The following is a 22,484-nucleotide window of genomic DNA, read 5'->3' as shown; positions in this document are numbered from 1 at the left end:
TCATTGCGATCCTTTGCGGGGGGTATCGGTGAAATTGTGCGGTTCGGCGTCGCGGATAAGGCGCGATTCGCCACATAGGCAAAGAAATCGTTGACCCTTCATGCGTCCGATCAGCGTGAGCCCGACCTGATTGGCAATTTCAACCCCCCATGCCGTAAATCCGGAACGTGACACGAGCGTCGGAATTCCCATCAGCGCCGTTTTGATCACCATTTCAGACGTGAGCCGCCCCGTGGTATAAAGTGTTTTGTCATCGGGTGTTATTTTCTCGCTGAGCATCCAGCCTGCAATTTTGTCGACCGCGTTATGACGCCCGACGTCTTCCATATAGGCGAGCGGCTGGTCGCCCTTGCACAGGACTGTCCCGTGGATTGCGCCCGCCGCAAGATAGAGCGAGGGCGTGCGGTTGATTTTGGCCGCCAGCGCATAGAGATCGGAAGTCTTGACCGGCGTAGCGGGCAAGGTCACGTTTTCGAGCCCCTCCATCATATCCCCGAAGACCGTGCCGACCGCGCAACCGCTTGTGCGCGTCTTTTTCGCAAGCTTGTCTTCGTAATCGGTTTTGCTGTCGGTGCGCACCACGACAACCCCCAGTTCCGCGTCATAATCGACGCCGTTGACGGTTTCGTTTTCGTGCAGCATCCCCTGATTGCGCAGGAACCCGAGCGCCAGATATTGCGGGTAATCGCCGATTGTCATGGCTGTCACGATTTCGCGGGCGTTGAGATATATTGTCAGCGGCCGTTCTTCGATGACGCTCAGGTTAATGGCCTGCCCGTTCTGGTCGGTTCCGGTGACGGCACGCGTTAATCCGGCCGCATGTACCTGCGGCGCAATCAGGTATTCTGTTGGATTTGCAGGTCGCGTCAATTGTCATTCCCGGGTTGCAGGGCTAAGCCTATCAGAACACGACTAGGCTAGGGGAAAGAGATGGCGACTTCTACCGTCAAAACAGCAACGCGATCTGCCTATTGGGCCGGGGTGCGCGATGGTACACCGTTTATCCTTGTGGCGTCGCCATTTGCGTTGTTGTTTGGCGTGATTGCCACGGATGCCGGGCTGACGCTTGGGCAGGCGATGGGGTTTTCGGTTCTGGTGATTGCCGGGGCCTCGCAATTTGCGGCGGTGCAGATGATTACGGAAAATGCGGGCATTGCTTTTGTGCTTTTGGCCGCGTTGGCGGTGAATCTGCGCATGGCGATGTATTCGGCGTCGCTTGTGCCCTATCTTGGTCCCGCACCACTGTGGCAGCGGGCGCTGATTTCCTATCTCAATTTTGACCAGACCTATATTACATCAATTGGCCGATACGAGGCCCGCCCCGAAATGACGGTTCCTGAACGCGCCGTTTATTTTCTGGGCGTTGCCACCCCGATTACGCCGCTGTGGGTGCTGATGACTTTGGTTGGCATTCTGGCGGGCACGGCCATTCCCGATGCTTGGGCACTCGATTTCATTATGCCGATCATGTTTCTTGCCATGGTGGCGCCGATGATGAAATCGCTTGCGCATCTGGCCGCGGCGCTGGCGTCGATTATCGTGGCGCTGTTGCTTTTCTGGATGCCGTCGGGGACGGGGCTGTTGATTGCCGCGGTTGCTGCGATGATGGTCGGCGCCACAGTTGAAACATGGATGGAGACACGCGGATCATGACCTATAGCGCTGCGCAAATTTGGACCGTTATTGCTCTTTTGGGGGCTGGCACGTTTTTGATCCGGTTTTCGTTTCTGGGCCTGATCGGTGACCGGCCCATGCCGCCGTTGGTATTGCGTTTGCTGCGCTATACGCCGGTGGCGGTGTTGCCGGGGATGGTGGCGCCGCTTGTGCTTTGGCCTGCGGCGACGGGCGGGCAGCCGGATATCGCACGGATTATTGCCGCGCTTGTGACGGTGGGCGTCGGCCTATGGTCGCGCAATGTGCTTTGGGCCGTGTTTGCGGGCGTTGTTACGCTTTATGCCGGTCTGGCGGCTACTGGTCAGCTGTAAGTGCCGCATCAATCTGAGCCGCGGCGATAGATTTATCGTCGGCGTCGGTTTCGCGGTAGGTGCGGGCAGTCGCGCCTGGCAGACGGGCGAAATCTTCGGAGATCCGGTTTGGATCCCACGTGTGTTTGAAACCCTCGAATCCGGGAAGCTGGCGCAGCATCGCAGAGGTCGCGCGTGCGCAATGGGCCTGCGGCACCGGCCCGTTGGTCAATGCCAGTTGCAAAGCCGTTTCCGCGACTTCGGGGCTGACCTGAACGGTTTGGCCAAGCACGTGATACGTTACCCGCGCATGATAGCTGACGTAATAGGCTTCTAGCGCAGGGGTTACGCCGAACAGCACGTCGTTGCGTTCGGGCATTTGCGCCTGTTCAAACGATCCCGCCGGATCAAAAAGCACCCGCTGGCTGGCATTGATCAAAAGCGCCGTATGGGCCCCGTTGCCGGAGCCGTTGTTTTTCATCGTGTAAAGCGTCAGATAGGTTGCGCCTTGTTCGCGGTAAATCGCGCGCGAAACCAGATCATCTGGGGCCCATACTTCGGGTGCTGCGCAAGCAGAAAGGGCCAGCGGTAGCCCGATAATAAACTGACGACGGTGCATTGCAGAATTAGCCGTTAACCAGCGCCGCAAAGATCAGAATACAAATGCTGAGAATCGCCCCTTTGGTCACCATGCTGATGAAGCCGTTAAAGGTCTTTTCTTGTACAGAAATGTCCATTTCGCCGTGTTTATGGTCTGACATGTCATTGGTCCTTATTGGTCGTTTGTGTTCCGCATAGCGGATAATTCCGGGGCTGTCACCCAGTCTCGTCTGTATCGCGTTCCAATGCCGCAGCAAGCTGAAAACCGATCCGGTTTGGTTCGGGCTGGTCGATATGTTTGGGGCTGGCGATCAGCGTGACATTCAGCTGGCTGACATGCTGGATCAGCTGGGTCTTGGCACCTTCGTCATTGACCCCGTAATAGGTCACAATATCGGGGTCGTAATAGCCTAGCCCCTCGATCCGGATCACTCCGGTGAGCCCGCCCGCAAGCCCGACCCCGACCTCGTGATTGTTGTCGAGCTGTTTTTCAAAGTTCTGGATATACATGATGATCCGCTCGTAGGCCCATTGTGCCGGGCTTTTCTTGGCGATGGATTCACCAAGCGCCTTGGGCAGGTTTGTCGTCGACGGGCAAGGCACATTGGGGTCTGTGTGCACTTCGCGGGTTTTGGGCAGGATGTCGTTTTCCAACAGCTCTGCCGAGGTTTCGATTTTCATTTGTGTAGGCGTTTGAGAGGTCATAATGGCACCGCGGTTGTGTCTTTGATTTCCTCCATAACGAAACTTGCCGAAATATCCGATACAGAAATGCGTGAAGTCAGCCGTTTATAAAAGGCGTCATAGGCGGGCACATCGGCCACGCGCACCCGCAAGACGTAATCGAGATCCCCCGTCATCCGGTAGGCACCCACAATTTCGGGAAAGGCGTGCAGGGTCGCCTGAAATGCGGCCATCCATTTGGGGTCATGCGCATTTGTGCGGATCAGGACCATCGCCGACAGCGGCGCGCCAACTTTGGCCGGATCTACAAGGGTGACGCGGCCCTTGATCACGCCTGCCTGCTCGAGCGTCTTGATCCGCCGCCAGCAGGCGTTGCGCGAAAGATTGACCTGAACGCTGATGTCGTCCACCGATTGCGCGGCATTAATTTGCAGCGTACGCAGGATAGCGCGGTCTATTTCGTCTATGTTATGCCCCATTCGTGGGATCCTATATCGAATATTTGCAAAAAGACAGGTCTATTTGGGACATAACCGCATGGCCGACGGGATAGGATTTCCGAAATCAAACTCGAAAGGTAAACGATGTCTGATACTTCCCAATCACCTGTGCGCCGCGGTCTGTTCGCAACATTGTTTCTAGATCATCCAGGATCCGTGAATGAAACCTATCTGGGCCATATGCGCTTTGCCTTGGGTTTCGGGTTCTGGCTGGGCGTTGCGGCGATGGCCGCACTTGTGCATGCGTTTGTTCCGGCGCTTTGCGAAACGACCGCCAGCCGGATTTTGAAACGCCTGCAAGCGCGCATGGACAACCGCCACAAAGCGTAGGGTGGATCAAGATCCACCTTACTTGGCTTGGAAAATATAAGCGCCATCTTCGCGCAGATTGCGCGTGACCTGACCCTTGTGAAAAAGGTGGTTCACATGGGCGACGGCTTCGACAAGTGCAAGCCCGTATTCGGCCTGACCGATTTCGCGTTTGAAAAGCGGTGCAAAACACGCGCCCGCCGTGCGCGGTTCTGACAGATGGGCAAGTAACCGTGCCAGCGCGCCATGGTGGTTTTCAACCATTTGTTTCAGCCGCAGTGGCAGCCCCGTAAACGGCAGCTTGTGCCCGCCCAGCACCAGCTGATCATCGCGCGCATGTGGCATGAACCGTGCGCAGGATGCCAGCCAGTCGGCGACCGGATCGGCCTCCGGCTCTGTTGGATAAACCCCCAGATTGGCGCTGATCGACGGCAGCAGTTGATCGCCCCCGATGACAAGATTATCGTCGCGGCTCCAGAATGTGGCATGTTCGGGGGCATGCCCGTCGCCCATACGGATATCCCATGTGCGGCCACCCATTTGGATCGTTTCGCCATCTATCAGCCGGTCATAGCCAAGCGGCAATGGCGTCACGCAATCGGCAAAATTGAACGGCCGGTCCGCGCTGCGGCGCGCAAATTCGGCCGCGTCCATGCCTGCACGTTTGTAGAATGCCAAAGTTTCGGCGGGCGGCCTGTCTTGCACATCAAGCGTCAGCATCCGCGCCATCAGCCATCCGGTGCGCGGCATCGCAAGGCTGGCACCATTGGCCATGAACCAGCCCGCAAGCCCGACATGATCAGGGTGGTGATGGGTCACAACAACGCGGGTCACAGGTTTGCCAGCCAATGGCCCGTCCAGCAATTGCTGCCAGATTTTGCGGGTCGTCTTGCTGGCAAATCCGGTATCAATCACCGTCCAGCCATCCCCATCATCAAGCGCATAGACATTCACATGATCCAGCGCCATAGGCAGCGGCAGGCGCATCCATAACACGCCGGGGGCAACTTCGGTCGCGGTGCCTTTGGCGGGCGGAGTTTCAAACGGGTAACGTATCATCGGACCTGCCTATGCGGGGCAGGGTACAGGGGCAAGGCCCGTGTGCGGTTCTTGGTCATTGTCCCCATACGGCGCCTGCTCAGGACGCAAGATCATCAGCGGTAATCGCAAGCAGGTCGTCGCCGCCTTCGCGTACATGTGCCAGCAGTCCGATGTGTTCCGGCAGCAGCCGTTTGATGTAGAAGGTTGCGAGTTTCACGCGCGACGCATCACCGGCCATTGCAGAGGCAAGATGCACATGCCCGCCCAAGACACGGGCAAAGGCGCGCAGGTATGGCACCGCGCCGGCAAAGCGCTGGTTCAGATCGGTTTGCGCAACCAGCCATTCGGTGGCCTCGCGCAGGGATTCGGCGGATTGCCAGACAGCTTCGGCCAGTTCGGGCTGCGTTGTCTTGGCGGCCTCGGCGCCTTGTTCGATTTCTTCAAGCAGGCGGAACGCGGCCTCGCCGCCGTCCATCAGTTTGCGTGCGACCAGATCCATCGCTTGAATGCCGTTGGTGCCTTCATAGATCGCGGTGACGCGGACATCGCGGGCGAATTGCGCAGCACCTGTCTCTTCGATAAAGCCCATGCCGCCGTGGACCTGAATGCCGGTATTGGCGGTTTCAATGCCGATATCGGTGCCGAATGCCTTGGTAATCGGGGTCAGGAATGCGGCGCGGGCCTGCCAGCCAGCATCACTCGTGGCCGTGGCCATATCAATTGCCACCGCATTCATCAGCGCAATCGCGCGCGCGGCATAGGTTTCGGCCCGCATCGTTGCCAGCATCCGGCGCACATCGGCGTGTTCGATGATCGCGCCTGATCCGCCAGCTTTGCCTTGGGTGCGATCTTGGGCATAGGTCAGTGCGGCCTGATATGCGGCCTCTGCAATGCCGATCCCTTGGACACCAACGCCAAGCCGCGCGTTGTTCATCATCGTGAACATCGCGGCCATGCCACCATGTGCGGGGCCGACCAGCCAGCCGGTTGCGCCGTCGTATTCCATCACCGCAGTGGGCGATCCGTGCAGGCCAAGCTTGTGTTCAAGGCTTACCACCTTGAGGCTGTTGCGCTTGCCGGGGTTGCCATCTGCATCGGGAATGAATTTTGGAACCATGAATAGGCTGATCCCTTTGGTGCCGGGCACGCCGTCGGGCAGGCGCGCCAGAACAAGGTGGCAGACGTTTTGGGTGAAATCATTATCGCCCCAAGTGATATAGATCTTCTGCCCTGAAATCGAAAATGACCCGTCGCCGTTTGGCTCTGCCTTGCTGCGCAGCGCGCCAACGTCGGACCCTGCTTGGGGTTCGGTCAGGTTCATCGTGCCGCACCACTCGCCCGAAATCATCTTGGGAATATAGAGTTCCTTGATCGCGTCCGATGCGTGGTGTTCAAGCGCCTCGATCTGGCCCTGCGACATCAGCGGATTTAATTGTAACGACAGGCAGGAACTGGACATCATGTCGTTGACGGCGGTGGTCAAAGTCATCGGCAGCCCCATGCCCCCCACATCTGGCGATGCCGACATGCCAACCCAGCCGCCTTCGGTGATTGCACGGTAGCCTTCGGCAAATCCTGGCGATGTGCGCACCACACCGTTTTCCAGCTTGGCCGGATGCAGATCGCCCGCGCGGTTGAGCGGCGCAATGATTTCTTCGCACATCTTTGCGGCTTCGGTCAGGATGGCGTCGACCATATCGGGTGTGCTTTCTGCAAAGCGGTCTGTCGCGGCGACATCGCCAAAGCCGACAATGTGATCCATCAAGAAACGAAAATCGCTGGTGGGCGCGCGATAGGGCATTGGGTGTTCTCCGTTCTGTGCGGTGCTTGGCAAAGGGGCGCGCCAAGGCTATGCATCAATCATTCCTGTCCAAACTAACCGCGCCACCACCTCCAGCAACTGAAACGCCACGTCATGACCAACACAGCTTTGCAAATACTTGCGCCGGACGCCAACGGGTTCCGCAGTGCGGCGGCGATCATGCGCGCTGGCGGGCTGGTCGCTTTTGGCACGGAAACCGTTTACGGGCTGGGCGCAGATGCGCGTAATGACACGGCTGTTGCGGGCATTTACGCAGCCAAAGGCCGCCCCAGTTTCAACCCGCTGATCGTGCATCTGCCCAGTTTGGCGGCGGCGGAAGAATATTGTGATTTCAACGATGTGGCGCGCGCCCTTGCAGGTGCGTTCTGGCCAGGGGCGCTGACGCTTGTTCTGCCGCTGCGCGCGGACGCGGGTATTTCCAAACTGGTCACTGCCGGGCTTGATACTTTGGCGGTCAGGGTGCCGGATCACGCGGTGGCCCAAGGTTTCCTTAGTGAATTCGGCGGACCAGTGGCAGCACCTTCGGCCAACCCATCAGGACGGATTAGCCCGACAACAGCAGATCACGTCATCGCGGGGTTGGCGGGCAAAATTGACGCGGTGATTGACGGCGGTCCCTGCGCGGTGGGGGTTGAATCAACAATCGTCAGCTGTGTTGACGCCCCTGCGATATTGCGTGCCGGCGGTATTCCGGTTGAGGCAATCACGGCTTGTTTAGGGCGTGCTGTCGCGCAACCCGATGATCCGGATACGCCGCAATCGCCAGGGCAATTGGCATCGCATTATGCGCCCCAAGGGCAGGTGCGGCTGAATGCAATGCATGTAGAACAGGGTGAGGTTCTATTGGGGTTTGGTGCCGTTTCAGCCCGCTTGAACCTGTCCGCGTCCGGTGATCTGACCGAAGCCGCAGCGCATTTGTTTGACTATCTGCACCAGCTTGACGCGATGGGGGCCACCCGTATCGCGGTGTCGCCGATCCCCGACCATGGGCTGGGGCGCGCGATTAATGACCGGCTGAAACGGGCCGCAGCCCCGCGCGATTAATTCTCGCCGCTGTTCTGGCGTTCGATATACCCGCGCAATTCTTCGGCCTCGCGACGGGCTTCGCGTAGCCCGTCCATTGCCGCGCGCAATTCGGCTTCGGTTTGCGACAGCTGATTGGTCATTTCTGCCTCGCGCTGTTGCAAATAGGTGATCGCCTGATCGCGGGTTTCTTCGGCCTCGTGCAGCGATTGCGCCATTTTGTCCAGATCGTCGATTTCGGATTTGGTGACGCGGGTGAACCGGTTGACAAGCCAGCTTGCAAACCAGCCAAGACAAAAGGCGACAAACAAGATCACCGCTGTGGCGATGATGAACTCTGATCTATTCATTTTGTGTGCCTTCTTGTTCTTGTGCGACAGGTTCTGTGGCGGGGGTGTCGTCTGCGGGGGCGGCGGTTTCATCCGTCGGCGGCAGGGTGGTTTCTTCGGCTATCGCTTCAAGCGTGGTTTCGACCTCGGGGATCGGTTCGGGCAGGATCAGGCTGAATTCGATCCGGCGGTTTGCCTCGCGACCTTCTTCGGTTTCATTGTCCGCGATGGGGTTTTCTTCGCCAAATCCAACTGATTCGAAGGTCGACACAGGCACCCTTCGCGCGCGCAGCGCTGTCAAAACAGCATCGGCGCGGCGCTGTGACAATTGCTGGTTCATTTCTTCGCGCCCCTGACTATCGGTAAACCCTGCGACCCGAATGCGCAGATCGCCGCATTTCTTGAGGATATCGGCGATATCGTCAATCAGCGGCACCGCAGCGGCTGAAATATCAGCCGAACTGGGGTCAAATGTGATTTTGCGGTCTTCGGTCACCAGCTGAATTTGCGCGATACATTCTTCGGGTGTCGGCAGGCTTGCGATGGGATCAAGCTGCTTGACGTAGGTGACGTCGATATCAAAATCGGCCGTTTGCCCCAGTTTTTCGATCAATAGCCGCGAAATATCGGCGCTGGCGACCTCATTGCCTGTATTGCCGCGAATCTGAATCATATTCGGTTCGACCACGACAACGCCGTTTGACAGTTCTGACAGGGCTTCGATTCCGGCAAGGACCCGCATTGACCATCCCGCCGGAAGCCCGTCAACCACGCGGGTGCCCATAGTGATATTGTTCTGGCCAAACATGGCGCTGGCAAAATTTTTGGCGACCGTATTGGTCAAATCATCCGGTATGCGACCGCGCAATTGCACTTGGCCCTCGGGGCTGCGGGTTGCGGTAAAGCGTGGTGACCCTTCGGGGGGCGCCTCTGGTGCCACGGGTAATTCTGCGGATACGGCAAAACCTGCAGGCAGGTTATTTTCAAGCGTGCCGACAATATCGTCAAACAGATGCGGATCGGTGCCCAAAGGCGCAAGCAAGGTGATATCGGTGTCGGCAATGGTCACTGTACCGCCGCCAAGATCGCTCACCGATTTGACCGACAAGGCAACAGCGCGCCCCCATTGCCGTGATGGCGCGCCCAGCGCCAGCGTGCAGTTTGCCTGTCCGGTAAATCCGGCAGCATTTGCCGCATTGGTAATCTGGCCGATCGCTTCGATGGTGTCTGCGGCGCAAGCGTCAAACATCGGCCCGTCTTCGTCGATCCCGAAACGGACCGTAAATGGAGAGATCACAGGTCGCGGCGCACTGATATTGATAGTCAGGTCAATCTCTGGCGGGGTATTGCGCCACAGCGCCACCTCGAGCCGGTGCTTTTCTTCGGGGCTGTCTGAAATGGCGCTGATAATCACGCGGTCCGCATCCACAGATATTTTCGAACGCGGCAGCATCTGCAAGGCACGCAAACTGTAATTAAGCGCCGGACGCCATGTGTCGGGCGTGGGGTAATCCGCAACCTCGAGCAAATCCACAACGGGCAGGCCTGCCGCAATATTGCGGATGCGCGCGGCCAATGTTTCGCGGTCCGTTGTTGCTGGGATCAGCCCGATCAGCGACACGCCGCTATCATTACGCAAGATTTCGATAGCAAACGTAGGCGCAACAACGCGTCTTGATGCTACGACAGACATATTGTCGATCACCCGCGCCGCATCAACAATTGCACCTGCGGCGGAAATTGCGCGGAATCTTTCGGCCTCTGTGGGGGCCTGACCTTCGATAATGACCTGAAGCCCGTCACCAAGCACCGTCGCCCATTCGTACCCGCGGATTTCGAGCGTGTTTTGCACGCCGGCAACCGACCGCTGTTCGACTTCGGAAACAGTGGTGCGAGCCGCCCCGAAACAAACAAGCCCGGCAATGGCAAAGGCAACCAGTCGAATGAATATAGCTGATAGGCGCATGTAGGTCCGCTTTGTTGGTTGGCGCCCTGCATAGGCCTAGGCGCGCCGTTGATCAATCACACGAATAGGGCAACCGCAAAAAAGGGCAGAACAACCAGCCCTGCGTTTCTGTTTGACCGGAAAAGTCGCAAAAGTCCGTCATTGTCGTCAGGATCGAAACGGCTAAGCTGCCAAGTCAGGTGCCAGCCCAGCGCCCATGGCCCGCCCAGCGCGATGACCATTGATAGAATGCTGCGATCCATACACGCCAATACCACCGCTGCCCCGAACAAAAGAATGGTTACTGTCAGGAAAAGCCGCAGCCATTTGCGCGATTGATCACCGAACAGCCGTGCCGTGGATTTGACCCCGATCAACGCGTCATCTTCGGTGTCCTGATGTGCATAGATGGTGTCGTAAAACAGCGTCCACGCAATCCCCGCAAGATAAAGAACCACCGGCACAGGCCCGATGCTGCCCGTGTGTGCGGCCCAAGCCAGCAGCGCGCCCCAGTTAAACGCAAGGCCAAGGAACACCTGCGGCCACCATGTGAACCGCTTGGCAAACGGGTAAATCGCAACGGGCAGTAGCGCGATCACGCCCAGCGCAATCGCTGCCCAGTAAAAGGTCAGCAAAATCGCAAAAGAAACTGCCATCTGCGCGACCATCCAGACCAGCGCGCCGCGCACCGTGACCTGCCCCGATGGGATTGGCCGCGACCTTGTGCGCGCAACTTTGCCGTCGATATGCCGGTCGGTGATATCGTTCCATGTGCAGCCCGCACCGCGCATCAAAAACGCGCCAATGCCGCAGGCAATCGCCGTCCATAAATCATGCATGCTGGCGCTTTGGGTGGCCAGCATCGCAAGCCCCAACCCCCAAAGGCAGGGCATATATAACAACCATGTGCCAATCGGGCGATCCGCCCGCGACAGGCGCAGATAAGGCCGCGTAAATGCAGGCGCGATTGTATCAACCCAGTTCCCTGAAACAGCGTCGGAAACTGTGCCTGTTGGCTCTGGTATTGGTGCGTTGTCGGTCATATGATCGGCCTATGGCTTCCAAGGTTCGACTTTATGTAGATCACCCGCTGGGTGAAGGGCAATCAGTTCCGCTGTCGCGGGATCAGGCGCATTACCTGTTTGGGGTGATGCGGCTGGGTGAAGGCACGGTTTTATCCTTGATAAACAGCCGTGACGGCGAATGGGATGCCGAGATTGTCAAGGCAGGTAACAAAGGCGGCATCTTGACGTGTCAGGCCCAAACCCGCCCGTTGCAGACGCCGCCCGACCTGTGGCTGGTCTTTGCGCCGATCCGCAAAGAACGCACCGCCTTTATCGTTGAAAAAGCGGTCGAGATGGGTGCCGCGCGCATTATCCCGGTGCAAACCGACTATACCCAAGGCGCGAACCGGATCCGGCAGGATAAATTGCAAGCCCACGCGGTCGAAGCCGCCGAACAATGCGGTGGCACATTTGTGCCGCCCGTGGATGATCTGCAGAAGCTGGACCGGATTCTGGCCGATTGGCCCGCAGACCGCCAGTTGATGTTTTGTGACGAGGCCAAGATCGGCGACCCGATCGGGTTGCCCGACTTGCGCGGTCCATGGGCGATCCTGATCGGTCCCGAAGGCGGGTTTTCGCCAACCGAGCGCGAAAAGCTGCATGCGCTGCCCTATAGCCACCCTGTCAGCCTTGGCCCGCGCATCCTGCGCGCCGACACCGCTGCCGTTGCGGCGCTGACCGTCTGGCAGCAGGCATTGGGGGATTGGGGATGATCCGCGCCAATCTGGCCGACCGTCCCGCAATCGAAGCCTTTCTTACTGACCACGTCGCGACGTCGATGTTTCCGCTGTCCAATCTGCGCAATCATGGGATGGCTGGCGGACACCCGCGCGCGGTGACGTTTTGGGTGCGTTGGGAAACAGGACGTATCACAGATGTATTGACCGTGACCGACGAAGGCTTTGCCTTCCCGCAATGCCCGACGATGCCTTGGGGCGATTTGCGGGTGGCATTGGCGGGACAGGCACTGCGCGGGATCATGGGGGATGCAGGGCAAGTCGCGGGTATGCGGGTCGCGCTGGGGTGGGCTGATGCGGCGCAGGTTGATGAAATAGAGCCGCTTTATCGCCTCAACCTTGCTGACCTGAAGCTGCCTGATTGCGCCGGATATACGCTTTGTCTGCTTGCCGAGGCTGATCGCGATCTGGCGCAAAGCTGGCGCGCCGCCTATTTACGCGAAACGGGATTATCTGCGGGTGGCGGGCTTCAAGCCGCCGCCAAGAATGACATCGCCGGCTATATCGCGGCAGGCAGTCACCGTGTGCTGCGCCGCGCAGGGCAACCGGTAGGCATGACCGGATTTAATGCGCATTTGCCACAGACCGTGCAAATTGGTGGTGTTTTCACCCCGCATGAATTTCGCGGGCAGGGGGTTGCGCGGCGGGCTGTGGGGCTCCACCTAAAAGAAGCGCGGGAAAACGGGGTCACAGATGCAATGCTATTTGCAGCGAATGATACCGCCGCTCGCGCCTATGAGGCGATTGGTTTTACCAAAATCGGCGCCTTTGCAATGGTGATTTATAAGGACCCGCAGGTGATCCATGTCTGACTTTTTCCGCCCCGAGGCGCGCGCCTTTCTTTGGCGCTGGCGCGATACAATCGCAGGCGTCGCGCTAACCGCGCTGGGCCTGTGGTGGGCGCTGCGGGCATTCGGGGCCGTGCAATGGCTGGGCTATATTATTGTCATCGGCGGCTTAATCCTGACCGTTGCAGGGGTGCAGCGCGCGCGGTTTCGTCAGGATGGCATCGGGTCTGGCGTTGTGCAGATCAACGAACGTCGCCTGTCCTATTTCGGACCACTGGACGGCGGGGTGATCGACGTGGCGGACCTGACAAAGCTGGAACTGGACCCGAGCGCACACCCCGATCCCAATTGGGTGCTGACAGGTGTCGGCGGACAGACCTTGGCAATCCCGATCAATGCGACAGGATCCGAAGCCCTGTTCGACGTTTTTGCATCCCTCCCCGAGATCAAGACAAGCGCAATGCTGGATGTGCTTTCACGCACACCTGATGCGCGCGTGACAATTTGGGCGCGTGTGCGTCCGGTCTTGCATTGACACCCGGCTTGCAGCAAGTCACCGATAGAAATTCTGATAGATAGCAAGCACGGAGCGCGCCCATGTCCATTCCTCAATCCGGTGGTGGCCCAATCGAAGATCACGCGCAGCTTGCGCAAATGCTGTCTGACGGCTGCAAACCCAAAGACAAGTGGCGTATCGGCACCGAACACGAGAAATTCGGTTATTGTCAGGACAGCCTGCGCCCGCTGCCCTATGATGGCGAACGGTCGATCAAGGCGGTGCTGGAAGGGTTGGAAACGCGGTTTGGTTGGAACCGTGTTGAAGAAGAGGGCCATATCATCGGTCTGACCAAAGACGGCGCAAATGTCAGCCTTGAACCGGGCGGCGCGCTGGAACTGTCGGGTGCCCCGCTTGAGACGATCCACCAGACCTGTGACGAGGTGAATTCCCATCTGGCCGAAGTGAAATCCGTGTCGGACGAGATCGGCGTCAAATTTCTCGGTGTCGGTGCCGCGCCCGAATGGACGCATGAAGAAATGCCGCTGATGCCCAAAGGCCGTTACAAGTTGATGGACGCCTATATGAACAAGGTCGGCACGATGGGCACGGCGATGATGCGCCGGACCTGCACAGTGCAAGTGAACCTTGATTTCGGATCCGAGGCCGACATGGTCCAGAAAATGCGGGTCGCGGTTGCCTTGCAACCCGTTGCGGCCGCGCTTTTCGCCAGTTCGCCGTTTTTTGAAGGCAAGGTAAACGGCCATAAATCATGGCGTTCACGCATCTGGCGCGATCTGGATCCGTCGCGGACGGGTATGATCCCCTTTGTCTTTGACGAAGGTTTCGGGTTCGAAGCTTGGGTGCAGTGGGTTCTCGATGTGCCGATGTATTTTGTTTACCGCGACGGTAAATATATCGACGCGCTTGGCATGTCGTTCCGTGATTTCCTGAAAGGCGAATTGCCCGCGCTACCCGGAGAAAAGCCGCTGCTATCCGATTGGGCGGACCACCTGACAACCGTCTTCCCCGAAGCGCGGATGAAGCAATTCATTGAAATGCGCGGCGCGGATGGCGGACCTTGGCGGCGTTTGTGCGCCCTGCCTGCGTTCTGGACCGGTCTGACCTATGATCAGACCGCGCTCGATGCGGCGTGGGATCTGTGCAAGAACTGGACCGCTGAACAGCGCGAAGCCCTGCGGGTGGCGGCATCTGTTGACGGGCTGCAGGCACAGGTTGATGGCATCAATATGCATGAGCTGGCCCGCGAAGTTGTCGCGATATCCGAATCTGGTCTCAAGGCGCGCGCACGTCCGGGTGCGGGCGGGCTGATCCCCGACGAAACCCATTTCCTGAACGCGCTGAAAGAAAGCGTCGAGAGCGGGAAAACTTTGGCGGATGAACTGCTGGATCACTACAATGGCGATTGGAACGGTGATCTGAAACGGATTTATAGCGAATACGCCTATTGATCACGTTTTTGGGTGCCACACCGTGCGACCGGTGTGGCAATCATTCTTAAGCGGCGGTTTTTTCGCCGAATTGGTTGGCGCCGTCTGTACCTTCGAAATAGCAGGTATACAGCAGCCACAATGCGCCCAGTACCGGAACAAGCAGCGCGAGCGCAAACCAGCCGGACATGTCGCGGTCATGCAAGCGGCGCACCGTAACCGCAATTGACGGCACCAAAAGCGCAAGCGACACAATTGTTGCGATAATGCCAAGGCCAATCGTTCCGAAGATGACCGATGACAGCACATTGACGACAAGACAAAAGACGACAAATGTCCAGAATTCGGTGCGATCCGCACGGCCTGTGAAATCGGCGTATTTTGTTGTCAGGATCTTTTTAACGAGCGCGAGCGATGCATTGAAGTCCACAATATTCTCCTAATATGTTTGCTGACTTGCACTGTTCTCATTTTTGAATCGTGTTCAATCACCAATTGCACATCGGGTCACGTTTTGCAGTCGCAGGCGGAAATTCGCTGGCCCTATTGGGTCTTTGCGCCGATCTTGGTCTCGGTTCCTGCGCGCAGCCGCTGGATATTGTCGGCATGCCGCCAGTACATCAGCAGGCACAAGATCGCTGCCAATAGAAAGCTGCTGCCATAGCCGGTGAATGCCATCACCACCGGTGTCCAGCCAGCGGCAATAAGTGCGGCCAGCGATGAATAGCGGCTGACAGATGCGACTAGCAGCCAGATTGCGCAGGCGGCCAGCCCCATGGGCCACGCAAGTGCCAGCAAGATACCGATATAGGTGGCAACGCCTTTGCCGCCCTTGAAACCCAGCCATACCGGAAAACAATGTCCGATAAACGCGGCCAATGCCCCGATCTGCGCCGCATCATCGCCCGCAAATGCGCGCGCCAGCAAAACGACAATCGCGCCTTTGGCCGCGTCAAAAACCAGCGTCAGCGCAGCGGCTTTTTTGTTGCCTGTACGCAGCACATTGGTGGCCCCGATATTGCCTGACCCGATATCGCGCAGATTGCCAAGCTTCATCGCGCGCGCAATGATCATCCCGCCTGATACCGACCCCAGCAAATACCCGACAACAGCCCAAAGACCAAAGATCACATACGAGTTTTCAAATGCCGGCATTATGATTTCTCCCAGATGCGGTCGCCATCGACCCAAGTTCCCAGCACCTTGCCCTGCATTCGCGCGCCGTCAAAGGGGGTATTTTTCGATTTCGACAATAGCTGCGTGCGGTCAAGCTGGAACGGCGCGTCGGGATCAAACAGGATCAGATCAGCAGGCGCACCTTCCCGAAGGCGGCCGGCATCCAGACGCAGCAAGCGTGCAGGGTTCAGCGACAACGCCCGAAACAGGCGGGGCAGGTCGATCATGTCGGCATGGTAAAGTCGTAAAGCGGCGGGCAGCAATGTTTCCAGTCCAACCGCCCCGCTTGCGGCTTCTTCATAGGGCAGACGCTTGCTTTCTTCGTCTTGGGGGGTGTGCATCGAACAGATAATATCAATCAGCCCGTCGGCGACGGCTTGGACAACGGCAATCCGGTCGTCTTCGCTGCGCAGCGGCGGCTTGACCTTAAAGAACGTGCGGTAATCCGCGACATCCATTTCGTTCAACGTCAGATGGTGGATGCCCACGCCTGCCGTAATGTTCAGCCCGTTGCGCTTGGCCCGTTCGAGCGCGGGCAGCGCGCGCGCCGTGGTGATCTGGCTTGCGTGATAGCGTGCGCCTGTCATTTCCAGCAGTGCAATATCGCGGTCAAGCGCCATGCGTTCGGCCATCGGGGTGACACCGGGCAGGCCGCGCAAGGATGCAAATTTGCCGGATGTGACAGCCGCACCTTTGGATAGGCCGGGGTCTTGGGTGTGGCCGATGACCAGCGCATCCAGACTGCGCGCATAGGTCAGCGCGCGGCTGAAAACTTTGGTATCTGTCACAACACGGTCGGCGTCCGAAAATGCGACAGCGCCCGCGTCTTGCAAAAACCCGATCTCGGTCATTTCGCGGCCCATCCGGCCTTTGGTCAATGCCGCCATGGGCAATACATGCACCGGCGCGTCGGCTTGGGCGCGGCGTTCAACAAATTCAAGCGTCTCGGGGGTATCAATTGCGGGCAAAGTATCGGGGCGGGTGACAATTGTTGTCACCCCGCCTGCCGCCGCCGCGCGCCCTGCGGATCGAAACGATTCCTTGTGGCGTTCGCCCGGTTCCGACACTTTCACGCCAATGTCGATAATGCCCGGAGCAAGACATTTGCCCCCGCAATCAATGATTTGCGCGCCTTTTGCGTCCGGCGCGGTTTCATATATTTCGACAATCTTGCCGTCACGCACCAAAAGCGCGCCCATTGTGTCAGTCAGCGCAACCGGATCAATCAGGCGGGCATTGATGAAAAGGGTCTCGGTCATTTTTGGTCCTTCTGGACAGAGCGCAGCAAGGTCATCACCTGCCGCGCATCAGGAATATGTTCAAAGCCGATCGGCACCGTATAGGTGCTGTTTTTGCCGCGCTTGGTTTCGGTGGCAAACATGACCGAAGGGATTGCGTTATCCTGAAATTCGATCTGCGTATCTTCGGTAATCGGGTAGGATTTCAAACGTTTGCCCAACAGCGGCAGCACAGTGGCGATAAACGCGCGGCGATTGGTCAGCGTGTACCATGTGCGACGGCGTTTGTACGACGGATAAAGGATTGACCCCGCAATAATGCCGACGCCAACCGCAAAATGTATCAGTCCGAACATCCAGAAATAGCCGCCCGCCGAACCGGCCATGACCATCCAGAACAGGGCAAACCCCGCAAATGCCATGCCAAAAAGCGTGGTGAAAATCATCGTGGGTTTAAACATGAACTTCGGGTCGGGGCGCCCCTGCCAAAGAATGGTTTCATCGGCATCCAAGATCCCGTCCCATGCGCTATCGTGTTTAGTCATCCTGCAATCCATATCATCAAGCCAACAATCAAGAACATCACAACCAAGGCGGCTGTGGCAACCATGCCGCTCATTCTTGCGTCGGATTTTGCGGGTTTGGGCTGTGGCAATATCCCCTTGGCCGCATCAGTATTAATCTTATCGACAGGGCTGACCGCAGGTGCCGCGCCATAACGCCCGATAAATCGCAACGGCGGGCTGGGCGCCAGCACCTGCCCGTCAAGCGCATCAGAAAACACCAGTAAAACATGGCCCTTGATCGCGGCTAGCATGGTAGCCTCTGGGGTGATCTGTGCGGGGTTCATGCCGTGTGCTTCGGTCAGATATTTTGCAAACCCGTAGTCGCGGATGGTCTCAACGTCGAAAATCTCGATATGGGCTTCGTCGATCTGCGCAATGCCAAGCGCCGCCGTGAGGGCCGCAGGATTGGATTTGAACGCGTCACAGGCCTGCGCAGGCATTTCAATCGCAAAGACCCAAATCACCTTTTCATGGGTGCGGGCGGGGGCAAATGCGTCTTGGGCAATCATGCCATGATACCTTGGGGCAATGCGCGCGCGGCCCGCAGGTTTTGCGCCAAAAGGTCCATTGCGGCCATGCGCACGGCAACCCCCATTTCGACCTGTTCCTGAATGACAGACCGGTTGATGTCATCGGCAATTGTGCCGTCTATTTCAACGCCACGGTTCATCGGACCAGGGTGCATGACGATGGCATCGGGTTTGGCATGCGCCAGCTTGGCCGCGTCCAGCCCGTAGCGGTGGAAATATTCGCGTTCTGACGGGATAAACCCGCCGTCCATGCGTTCTTTTTGGAGGCGCAGCATCATCACGACGTCGACGTCTTTCAGGCCTTCCTCCATGTCCTCGAACACTTCGCAGCCAAATTCGTTCATGCCCGAAGGCATCAGTGTCGGCGGTGCGATCAGGCGGATACGGTTTTCCATCTTACCGAGCAGCATGATGTTGGACCGCGCCACGCGGCTGTGCGCGACATCGCCACAAATCGCGATAGACAGGCGGTGCAAGCGCCCCTTGGCGCGGCGGATGGTCAGGGCATCCAGCAGCGCTTGGGTCGGGTGTTCATGCTTGCCATCACCTGCATTCAGCACAGCGCAATTGACCTTTTGCGCCAGCAAATCCACCGCACCCGAATGCGGGTGACGCACGACCAGCAAGTCAGGGTGCATTGCGTTCAACGTTAGCGCAGTATCAATCAGGGTTTCCCCCTTTTTGATCGAAGAGGCCTGCATCCCCATATTCATCACATCGGCACCCAGCCGTTTGCCCGCGATTTCAAAACTCGCCTGCGTGCGGGTCGAGTTTTCAAAGAACATGTTGATCTGCGTCATCCCCGCCAGCACATCACGGTGCGCCACACCGCGACGGTTATGATCGGCATAGCGATCGGCCAGATCAAGCAGGGTCGTGATTTCCGTGGGGTGCAGATGTTCGATGCCCAAAAGATGTTTCGCACGAAATGTCATGAACGGCCCCTTACCACGGTTTGCAGTTCTTATAGCAGGCAGGATTGGCGCTTCAATGGTCAGTCGGGCATTGGCGGGGTGGGAAAATGCGATGTGACGTAGTCAGCGCTTAGCGACCGCTGCATTTGAACCTCTTTTGCCAAATCTATGATTTGGCAGCGCCCGAACCGCCCCCACGGGGCGGGCGCTTCTCGCCCACCCCTCGGTTCGGACGCGATTTCGTCTATAATCAAGGACTGTTTCGTCCCTATAACGGACTTCTGGCGTGCTGGTTGCTTATGGGCGTCTGTCGTCAAGTTGTAATTACCGAGATTTGTTAGGAGAATACCCTAGCGTTTGGCGTTGTTCGACCCACACAATGTTAGCCGCCGCGCGCGCTTTGTGTTGAATTCAAACAAGCCCCTGCACATCCCCGCCATTCCCGCGTAACCTGTAGCTCATGGATTCGGGCAATACATATTGGGATGACCGCGCGCTGCTGGAATGGCAGGTGGAACTGGGGGCGGATGACGCCATTCAGGACACGCCTGTTGATCGCTATGCGCTGGTAGCGGCCAAGCCAACGCCCAAAGCCGAAGCCCCGCAAACGCCGCCTGCGCCGCCTGAACCGGTAAAGGTCGATGCGGTAGCCGAGGCGCGTATCGCCGCCAAAAATGCTGCCGATCTGCCTGCACTTGCCGCCGCTTTGCAAGGGTTTGAACATTGCGAAATCAAACGCGGTGCGCGGTCTTGCGTGTTCAGTGACGGCAATCCCGCCGCACGGGTAATGATCGTGGGTGAGCCGCCAAACCGTGACGAGGACCGCGCAGGCAAGCCCTTTGTCGGACCTGCGGGGCAATTGCTGGACAAGATGCTTGCCGCAATTGATCTGGGCCGCGCGCACGACGACCCTGCGCGATCCGTCTATATTGGCAATGTCATGCCGTGGCGCCCGCCATCCAACCGCGCGCCGGATGCGGATGAAATCGCCATGATGCTGCCGTTTCTTGAACGGCACATTGCCTTGGCCGATCCCGATATTGTGGTGCTGATGGGCAACGCGCCCTGTCAGGCGCTGTTAGGGCGCACAGGGATTACGCGGATGCGCGGGACATGGGCCACGGTGCTGGGCAAACCTTGCCTGCCAATGTTCCACCCGAACTATCTGTTGCGCAACACAGCCGCCAAACGCGAGGCTTGGGCTGATTTACTTGATCTGAATGCGAGGCTCGAACAGTGAACGAAACCCCTGATTTTATCCCCGTCCGCATCGCTGTGCTGACGGTCAGTGATACGCGGCAGTTGGCGGATGATAAATCCGGCCAGACGCTTGTGGACCGGATCGCGGGCGCTGGGCATCTGGTTGTGGAGCGCAAGATCATCGCGGACGAGCGCCCGCTGATCGCGGATCAGTTGCGGGCATGGTGTGCAAATGATGGCGTGGATGTCGTGATATCGACCGGTGGCACGGGGTTGACGGGTCGCGATGTCACCGTCGAGGCCCACCGCGATGTTTATGAAAAAGAAATCGATGCTTTCGGCACCGTGTTTACTATCGTCAGCATGCAAAAAATTGGCACAAGTGCGGTGCAAAGCCGTGCGACAGCGGGTGTGGCCCAAGGCACATATCTGTTCGCACTGCCGGGCAGCCCGGGGGCTTGCAAGGACGCTTGGGATGAAATTTTGTGCAAACAGCTCGATTATCGGCACCGGCCTTGTAACTTTGTCGAGATAATGCCCCGATTAGACGAACATTTGCGACGGAAATAGATTTGCGTTCCGTATAAGCTAAGAATGCATTTGCGCCGTGACCTGCGGCGCCGGTCAAGGATATACATATGCGGTTTTTGCGGCGCAGCCTTACGGGCGTGTTTTTGCTGGCGGTCACGCTGGCGGTTCTGGTATGGGCGGGCAGCCTGATTAACGGCGCTGTGCAGGCGAAACTGGGCCAAGAACCCCGCAGTTTTCCGCAGCGTGAACGCGTGTTGGCGGTGAATGTTGCGACCCTGACCCCGCAGGTAATCACCCCCGAAATGACCGCCTTTGGCGAATTGCTGAGCCGCCGCAGGCTTGATCTGCGCAGCGCGACAGGCGGCACCGTGCAAGAGGTGTCGGATGCGCTGATCGAAGGCGGCACCGTGACCCAAGGCCAGCTATTGTTACGCATTGATCCCACCGATGCCCAAGCCGCGCTAAGCCGTGTGCGCGCAGACCTTCAGGACGCGGATGCAGAGCTGCGCGATGCGCAACGCGCGTTGATTCTGGCCCAAGACGAGCTGACCGCAGCCGAGGCCCAATCCACCCTGCGCGATCAGGCGTTGACCCGCGCCCAAGATCTGGCAACGCGCGGCGTCGGCACGGCTGCGGCTGTCGAAACGGCTGAATTTACGGCCTCATCCGCGCAGGCAGCGGTACTGACCCGCCGTCAGGCGCTGGCGTCGGCGCAGGCGCGCATTGATCAGGCGACCACCGCGCTTGCAAGGCAGCAGATCAACCTGTCAGAGGCCGAGCGCGACCTTGCGGATACCGAAATTTACGCGCCCTTTGACGGGCAATTGTCGAATGTCACGGTCAGCCTTGGGGGCCGTGTGACCGCAAATGAACTGTTCGCGCAGCTTGTCGACCCCACCCAGCTCGAGGTTTCGTTTCGTGTTTCAACCTCGCAATATACGCGGCTTTTGGATGCGCGCGGGCAATTGGTCAGCGCGCCGTTACAGGTGGCGCTGGATGTGGCAGGGCTTGACCTGACCGCAGCAGGGCAGATCACCCGCGAAAGTGCAGCGGTCGCCAGCGGCCAGACCGGACGCTTGTTGTTTGCCGATCTCGACAGTGCGGTCGGGTTTCGGGCGGGTGATTTTGTAACCGTGCGGATTGATGAACCCGCGCTCGAAAACGTGGCCTTGGTGCCTGCAACCGCCGTGGCCGCTGATGAAACGGTGCTGTTGATTGGCGATGACAACCGGCTGAGCGTCGGGCAGGTGGATCTGCTGCGAAGGCAGGGTGACGATGTGATTGTCGCGCCGGGCGCCTATGCCGGACAGGTAATTGTTGCGGAACGATCGCCGCTTCTGGGCGCGGGGATCAAGGTTGATCCGATTGCGCCAGCGGGTGCCGCGCCGGTCGCCGCAGCCGCGCCCGAAATGGTCAAGCTTGACCCTGAACGCCGCGCGCGGCTGGTCACTTTTGTAACCGAGGGCCGGATGCCGGATGAGGTAAAAGCGCGTATCCTGGGCCAGCTAGAGCAAGAAGAAATCCCCGCCGAAACTGTCGCGCGGCTGGAAAGCCGGATGGGCAGCTGATGGCAAGC

At 58.4% G+C, this 22,484-nt stretch carries 27 protein-coding genes; 11 read left to right on the top strand and 16 right to left on the bottom strand.

Features of this window, described 5'->3' with window-relative positions; translation table 11 throughout:
- Nucleotides 1–870, bottom strand: coding sequence for a formate dehydrogenase accessory sulfurtransferase FdhD (locus BM320_RS15225; protein ID WP_090201666.1), 870 nt, complete (start codon nucleotides 868–870; stop codon nucleotides 1–3).
- A 60-nt stretch (nucleotides 871–930) separates the two neighbouring features.
- Between BM320_RS15225 and BM320_RS15220 the strand changes: the two genes are divergently transcribed.
- Nucleotides 931–1,653, top strand: a complete 723-nt coding sequence (locus BM320_RS15220) for an AzlC family ABC transporter permease (protein ID WP_090201665.1) — start codon at nucleotides 931–933, stop codon at nucleotides 1,651–1,653.
- A complete protein-coding gene (locus BM320_RS15215) occupies nucleotides 1,650–1,985 on the top strand; it encodes a branched-chain amino acid transport AzlD family protein (protein ID WP_090201664.1) in 336 nt (111 codons plus the stop codon). The genes BM320_RS15220 and BM320_RS15215 overlap by 4 nt, the downstream gene beginning before the upstream one ends.
- Here BM320_RS15215 and BM320_RS15210 read toward each other — a convergent pair.
- The 4 genes from BM320_RS15210 to BM320_RS15195 are packed head-to-tail and all read right to left on the bottom strand — an operon-like array spanning nucleotide 1,969 to nucleotide 3,727.
- The gene (locus BM320_RS15210; RefSeq protein ID WP_090201663.1) at nucleotides 1,969–2,583 is read right to left on the bottom strand and encodes a hypothetical protein; all 615 of its coding nucleotides are present in this window, start codon (nucleotides 2,581–2,583) and stop codon (nucleotides 1,969–1,971) included. The two genes, BM320_RS15215 and BM320_RS15210, sit on opposite strands and share 17 nt — an antisense overlap.
- A 7-nt stretch (nucleotides 2,584–2,590) precedes the next feature.
- Nucleotides 2,591–2,725, bottom strand: coding sequence for an aa3-type cytochrome c oxidase subunit IV (locus BM320_RS15205; protein WP_090201662.1), 135 nt, complete (start codon nucleotides 2,723–2,725; stop codon nucleotides 2,591–2,593).
- Nucleotides 2,726–2,780: 55 nt separating this feature from the next.
- Complete coding sequence (locus tag BM320_RS15200; protein ID WP_090201661.1) at nucleotides 2,781–3,245, bottom strand: DUF6173 family protein; 465 nt, start codon at nucleotides 3,243–3,245, stop codon at nucleotides 2,781–2,783.
- A 20-nt stretch (nucleotides 3,246–3,265) separates the two neighbouring features.
- A complete protein-coding gene (locus BM320_RS15195) occupies nucleotides 3,266–3,727 on the bottom strand; it encodes an Lrp/AsnC family transcriptional regulator (RefSeq protein WP_090201660.1) in 462 nt (153 codons plus the stop codon).
- A gap of 105 nt (nucleotides 3,728–3,832) precedes the next feature.
- On the opposite strand from BM320_RS15195, the gene BM320_RS15190 reads away from it, so the two are divergent.
- Complete coding sequence (locus BM320_RS15190) at nucleotides 3,833–4,078, top strand: DUF6356 family protein (protein ID WP_090201659.1); 246 nt, start codon at nucleotides 3,833–3,835, stop codon at nucleotides 4,076–4,078.
- A gap of 18 nt (nucleotides 4,079–4,096) precedes the next feature.
- Here BM320_RS15190 and BM320_RS15185 read toward each other — a convergent pair whose 3' ends face one another.
- Nucleotides 4,097–5,116: an MBL fold metallo-hydrolase gene (locus BM320_RS15185; RefSeq protein ID WP_090201658.1), complete on the bottom strand. Its 1,020-nt coding sequence runs from the start codon at nucleotides 5,114–5,116 to the stop codon at nucleotides 4,097–4,099.
- Between the two features lie 79 nt (nucleotides 5,117–5,195).
- Nucleotides 5,196–6,899, bottom strand: coding sequence for an acyl-CoA dehydrogenase (locus BM320_RS15180; RefSeq protein ID WP_090201657.1), 1,704 nt, complete (start codon nucleotides 6,897–6,899; stop codon nucleotides 5,196–5,198).
- A 114-nt stretch (nucleotides 6,900–7,013) separates the two neighbouring features.
- Here BM320_RS15180 and BM320_RS15175 point away from each other — a divergent pair, with 114 nt between their 5' ends.
- Complete coding sequence (locus tag BM320_RS15175) at nucleotides 7,014–7,964, top strand: L-threonylcarbamoyladenylate synthase (protein WP_090201656.1); 951 nt, start codon at nucleotides 7,014–7,016, stop codon at nucleotides 7,962–7,964.
- On the opposite strand, the gene BM320_RS15170 is transcribed toward BM320_RS15175, so the two are convergent.
- From BM320_RS15170 to ubiA, 3 genes are read right to left on the bottom strand one after another with little or no spacing between them, the layout of a single operon-like run.
- Nucleotides 7,961–8,293: a hypothetical protein gene (locus BM320_RS15170; RefSeq protein ID WP_090201655.1), complete on the bottom strand. Its 333-nt coding sequence runs from the start codon at nucleotides 8,291–8,293 to the stop codon at nucleotides 7,961–7,963. The two genes, BM320_RS15175 and BM320_RS15170, sit on opposite strands and share 4 nt — an antisense overlap.
- Entirely contained in the window at nucleotides 8,286–10,238 is a 1,953-nt protein-coding gene (locus BM320_RS15165; protein ID WP_090201654.1) for an OmpA family protein, read from the bottom strand. Before BM320_RS15165 ends, BM320_RS15170 begins: the two co-directional genes overlap by 8 nt.
- A 56-nt stretch (nucleotides 10,239–10,294) precedes the next feature.
- On the bottom strand, nucleotides 10,295–11,260 hold the full coding sequence (gene ubiA, locus BM320_RS15160) for a 4-hydroxybenzoate octaprenyltransferase (RefSeq protein ID WP_090201653.1): 966 nt from the start codon (nucleotides 11,258–11,260) through the stop codon (nucleotides 10,295–10,297).
- Between the two features lie 11 nt (nucleotides 11,261–11,271).
- Between ubiA and BM320_RS15155 the strand changes: the two genes are divergently transcribed.
- The 4 genes from BM320_RS15155 to BM320_RS15140 all read left to right on the top strand — a co-directional run bounded on the left by BM320_RS15155 (nucleotide 11,272) and on the right by BM320_RS15140 (nucleotide 14,774).
- Nucleotides 11,272–11,994 carry a 16S rRNA (uracil(1498)-N(3))-methyltransferase gene (locus tag BM320_RS15155; RefSeq protein ID WP_090201652.1) on the top strand — a complete coding sequence of 241 codons (723 nt, stop codon included), beginning with the start codon at nucleotides 11,272–11,274 and terminating at the stop codon, nucleotides 11,992–11,994.
- Nucleotides 11,991–12,830, top strand: a complete 840-nt coding sequence (locus BM320_RS15150) for a GNAT family N-acetyltransferase (RefSeq protein WP_090201651.1) — start codon at nucleotides 11,991–11,993, stop codon at nucleotides 12,828–12,830. The genes BM320_RS15155 and BM320_RS15150 overlap by 4 nt, the downstream gene beginning before the upstream one ends.
- Nucleotides 12,823–13,341, top strand: coding sequence for a hypothetical protein (locus tag BM320_RS15145; protein WP_090201650.1), 519 nt, complete (start codon nucleotides 12,823–12,825; stop codon nucleotides 13,339–13,341). Before BM320_RS15150 ends, BM320_RS15145 begins: the two co-directional genes overlap by 8 nt.
- A gap of 62 nt (nucleotides 13,342–13,403) precedes the next feature.
- Nucleotides 13,404–14,774 carry a glutamate--cysteine ligase gene (locus BM320_RS15140; RefSeq protein ID WP_090201649.1) on the top strand — a complete coding sequence of 457 codons (1,371 nt, stop codon included), beginning with the start codon at nucleotides 13,404–13,406 and terminating at the stop codon, nucleotides 14,772–14,774.
- Nucleotides 14,775–14,820: 46 nt separating this feature from the next.
- Here the strand turns inward: BM320_RS15140 and BM320_RS15135 are convergent, their stop codons facing one another.
- The 6 genes from BM320_RS15135 to BM320_RS15110 form a co-directional block, all read right to left on the bottom strand.
- Entirely contained in the window at nucleotides 14,821–15,183 is a 363-nt protein-coding gene (locus tag BM320_RS15135; protein ID WP_090201648.1) for a DUF805 domain-containing protein, read from the bottom strand.
- 113 nt (nucleotides 15,184–15,296) lie between these two features.
- Nucleotides 15,297–15,908: a glycerol-3-phosphate 1-O-acyltransferase PlsY gene (gene plsY / locus BM320_RS15130; RefSeq protein ID WP_090201647.1), complete on the bottom strand. Its 612-nt coding sequence runs from the start codon at nucleotides 15,906–15,908 to the stop codon at nucleotides 15,297–15,299.
- On the bottom strand, nucleotides 15,908–17,188 hold the full coding sequence (gene pyrC, locus BM320_RS15125; RefSeq protein ID WP_090201646.1) for a dihydroorotase: 1,281 nt from the start codon (nucleotides 17,186–17,188) through the stop codon (nucleotides 15,908–15,910). The genes plsY and pyrC overlap by 1 nt, the downstream gene beginning before the upstream one ends.
- Nucleotides 17,185–17,712: a magnesium transporter CorA family protein gene (locus BM320_RS15120; RefSeq protein WP_090201645.1), complete on the bottom strand. Its 528-nt coding sequence runs from the start codon at nucleotides 17,710–17,712 to the stop codon at nucleotides 17,185–17,187. The genes pyrC and BM320_RS15120 overlap by 4 nt, the downstream gene beginning before the upstream one ends.
- On the bottom strand, nucleotides 17,709–18,242 hold the full coding sequence (locus tag BM320_RS15115) for a hypothetical protein (protein ID WP_090201644.1): 534 nt from the start codon (nucleotides 18,240–18,242) through the stop codon (nucleotides 17,709–17,711). The genes BM320_RS15120 and BM320_RS15115 overlap by 4 nt, the downstream gene beginning before the upstream one ends.
- Complete coding sequence (locus BM320_RS15110; protein WP_090201643.1) at nucleotides 18,239–19,198, bottom strand: aspartate carbamoyltransferase catalytic subunit; 960 nt, start codon at nucleotides 19,196–19,198, stop codon at nucleotides 18,239–18,241. Before BM320_RS15110 ends, BM320_RS15115 begins: the two co-directional genes overlap by 4 nt.
- A 439-nt stretch (nucleotides 19,199–19,637) precedes the next feature.
- Here BM320_RS15110 and BM320_RS15105 point away from each other — a divergent pair, with 439 nt between their 5' ends.
- The 3 genes from BM320_RS15105 (at nucleotide 19,638) to BM320_RS15095 (ending at nucleotide 22,476) form a co-directional block, all read left to right on the top strand.
- A complete protein-coding gene (locus BM320_RS15105) occupies nucleotides 19,638–20,417 on the top strand; it encodes a uracil-DNA glycosylase (RefSeq protein ID WP_090201642.1) in 780 nt (259 codons plus the stop codon).
- A complete protein-coding gene (gene moaB / locus BM320_RS15100) occupies nucleotides 20,414–20,947 on the top strand; it encodes a molybdenum cofactor biosynthesis protein B (protein WP_090201641.1) in 534 nt (177 codons plus the stop codon). The genes BM320_RS15105 and moaB overlap by 4 nt, the downstream gene beginning before the upstream one ends.
- A 68-nt stretch (nucleotides 20,948–21,015) precedes the next feature.
- Nucleotides 21,016–22,476 carry an efflux RND transporter periplasmic adaptor subunit gene (locus BM320_RS15095; RefSeq protein WP_090201640.1) on the top strand — a complete coding sequence of 487 codons (1,461 nt, stop codon included), beginning with the start codon at nucleotides 21,016–21,018 and terminating at the stop codon, nucleotides 22,474–22,476.
- Nucleotides 22,477–22,484: the final 8 nt, after the last annotated feature.

The organism is Yoonia tamlensis, assembly GCF_900115105.1.
GTDB lineage: Bacteria > Pseudomonadota > Alphaproteobacteria > Rhodobacterales > Rhodobacteraceae > Yoonia > Yoonia tamlensis.
The sequence above is the reverse complement of the archived record's forward strand: the minus strand, read 5'-3'. Positions and strand labels throughout refer to the sequence as shown.

Excerpts from the sequence above, each read along its gene's own strand:
- BM320_RS15220 (WP_090201665.1), top strand. The coding sequence starts at position 931 with ATGGCGACTTCTACCGTCAAAACAGCAACGCGATCTGCCTATTGGGCC.
- BM320_RS15115 (WP_090201644.1), bottom strand. The coding sequence starts at position 18,242 with ATGATTGCCCAAGACGCATTTGCCCCCGCCCGCACCCATGAAAAGGTG.
- BM320_RS15195 (WP_090201660.1), bottom strand. The coding sequence starts at position 3,727 with ATGGGGCATAACATAGACGAAATAGACCGCGCTATCCTGCGTACGCTG.
- BM320_RS15200 (WP_090201661.1), bottom strand. The coding sequence starts at position 3,245 with ATGAAAATCGAAACCTCGGCAGAGCTGTTGGAAAACGACATCCTGCCC.
- pyrC (WP_090201646.1), bottom strand. The coding sequence starts at position 17,188 with ATGACCGAGACCCTTTTCATCAATGCCCGCCTGATTGATCCGGTTGCG.
- plsY (WP_090201647.1), bottom strand. The coding sequence starts at position 15,908 with ATGCCGGCATTTGAAAACTCGTATGTGATCTTTGGTCTTTGGGCTGTT.
- BM320_RS15190 (WP_090201659.1), top strand. The coding sequence starts at position 3,833 with ATGTCTGATACTTCCCAATCACCTGTGCGCCGCGGTCTGTTCGCAACA.
- BM320_RS15095 (WP_090201640.1), top strand. The coding sequence starts at position 21,016 with ATGCGGTTTTTGCGGCGCAGCCTTACGGGCGTGTTTTTGCTGGCGGTC.
- BM320_RS15180 (WP_090201657.1), bottom strand. The coding sequence starts at position 6,899 with ATGCCCTATCGCGCGCCCACCAGCGATTTTCGTTTCTTGATGGATCAC.
- BM320_RS15185 (WP_090201658.1), bottom strand. The coding sequence starts at position 5,116 with ATGATACGTTACCCGTTTGAAACTCCGCCCGCCAAAGGCACCGCGACC.
- BM320_RS15170 (WP_090201655.1), bottom strand. The coding sequence starts at position 8,293 with ATGAATAGATCAGAGTTCATCATCGCCACAGCGGTGATCTTGTTTGTC.
- BM320_RS15120 (WP_090201645.1), bottom strand. The coding sequence starts at position 17,712 with ATGACTAAACACGATAGCGCATGGGACGGGATCTTGGATGCCGATGAA.
- BM320_RS15165 (WP_090201654.1), bottom strand. The coding sequence starts at position 10,238 with ATGCGCCTATCAGCTATATTCATTCGACTGGTTGCCTTTGCCATTGCC.
- ubiA (WP_090201653.1), bottom strand. The coding sequence starts at position 11,260 with ATGACCGACAACGCACCAATACCAGAGCCAACAGGCACAGTTTCCGAC.
- BM320_RS15205 (WP_090201662.1), bottom strand. The coding sequence starts at position 2,725 with ATGTCAGACCATAAACACGGCGAAATGGACATTTCTGTACAAGAAAAG.
- BM320_RS15150 (WP_090201651.1), top strand. The coding sequence starts at position 11,991 with ATGATCCGCGCCAATCTGGCCGACCGTCCCGCAATCGAAGCCTTTCTT.
- BM320_RS15140 (WP_090201649.1), top strand. The coding sequence starts at position 13,404 with ATGTCCATTCCTCAATCCGGTGGTGGCCCAATCGAAGATCACGCGCAG.
- BM320_RS15110 (WP_090201643.1), bottom strand. The coding sequence starts at position 19,198 with ATGACATTTCGTGCGAAACATCTTTTGGGCATCGAACATCTGCACCCC.
- BM320_RS15215 (WP_090201664.1), top strand. The coding sequence starts at position 1,650 with ATGACCTATAGCGCTGCGCAAATTTGGACCGTTATTGCTCTTTTGGGG.
- BM320_RS15105 (WP_090201642.1), top strand. The coding sequence starts at position 19,638 with ATGGATTCGGGCAATACATATTGGGATGACCGCGCGCTGCTGGAATGG.
- BM320_RS15175 (WP_090201656.1), top strand. The coding sequence starts at position 7,014 with ATGACCAACACAGCTTTGCAAATACTTGCGCCGGACGCCAACGGGTTC.
- BM320_RS15210 (WP_090201663.1), bottom strand. The coding sequence starts at position 2,583 with ATGCACCGTCGTCAGTTTATTATCGGGCTACCGCTGGCCCTTTCTGCT.
- BM320_RS15155 (WP_090201652.1), top strand. The coding sequence starts at position 11,272 with ATGGCTTCCAAGGTTCGACTTTATGTAGATCACCCGCTGGGTGAAGGG.
- BM320_RS15145 (WP_090201650.1), top strand. The coding sequence starts at position 12,823 with ATGTCTGACTTTTTCCGCCCCGAGGCGCGCGCCTTTCTTTGGCGCTGG.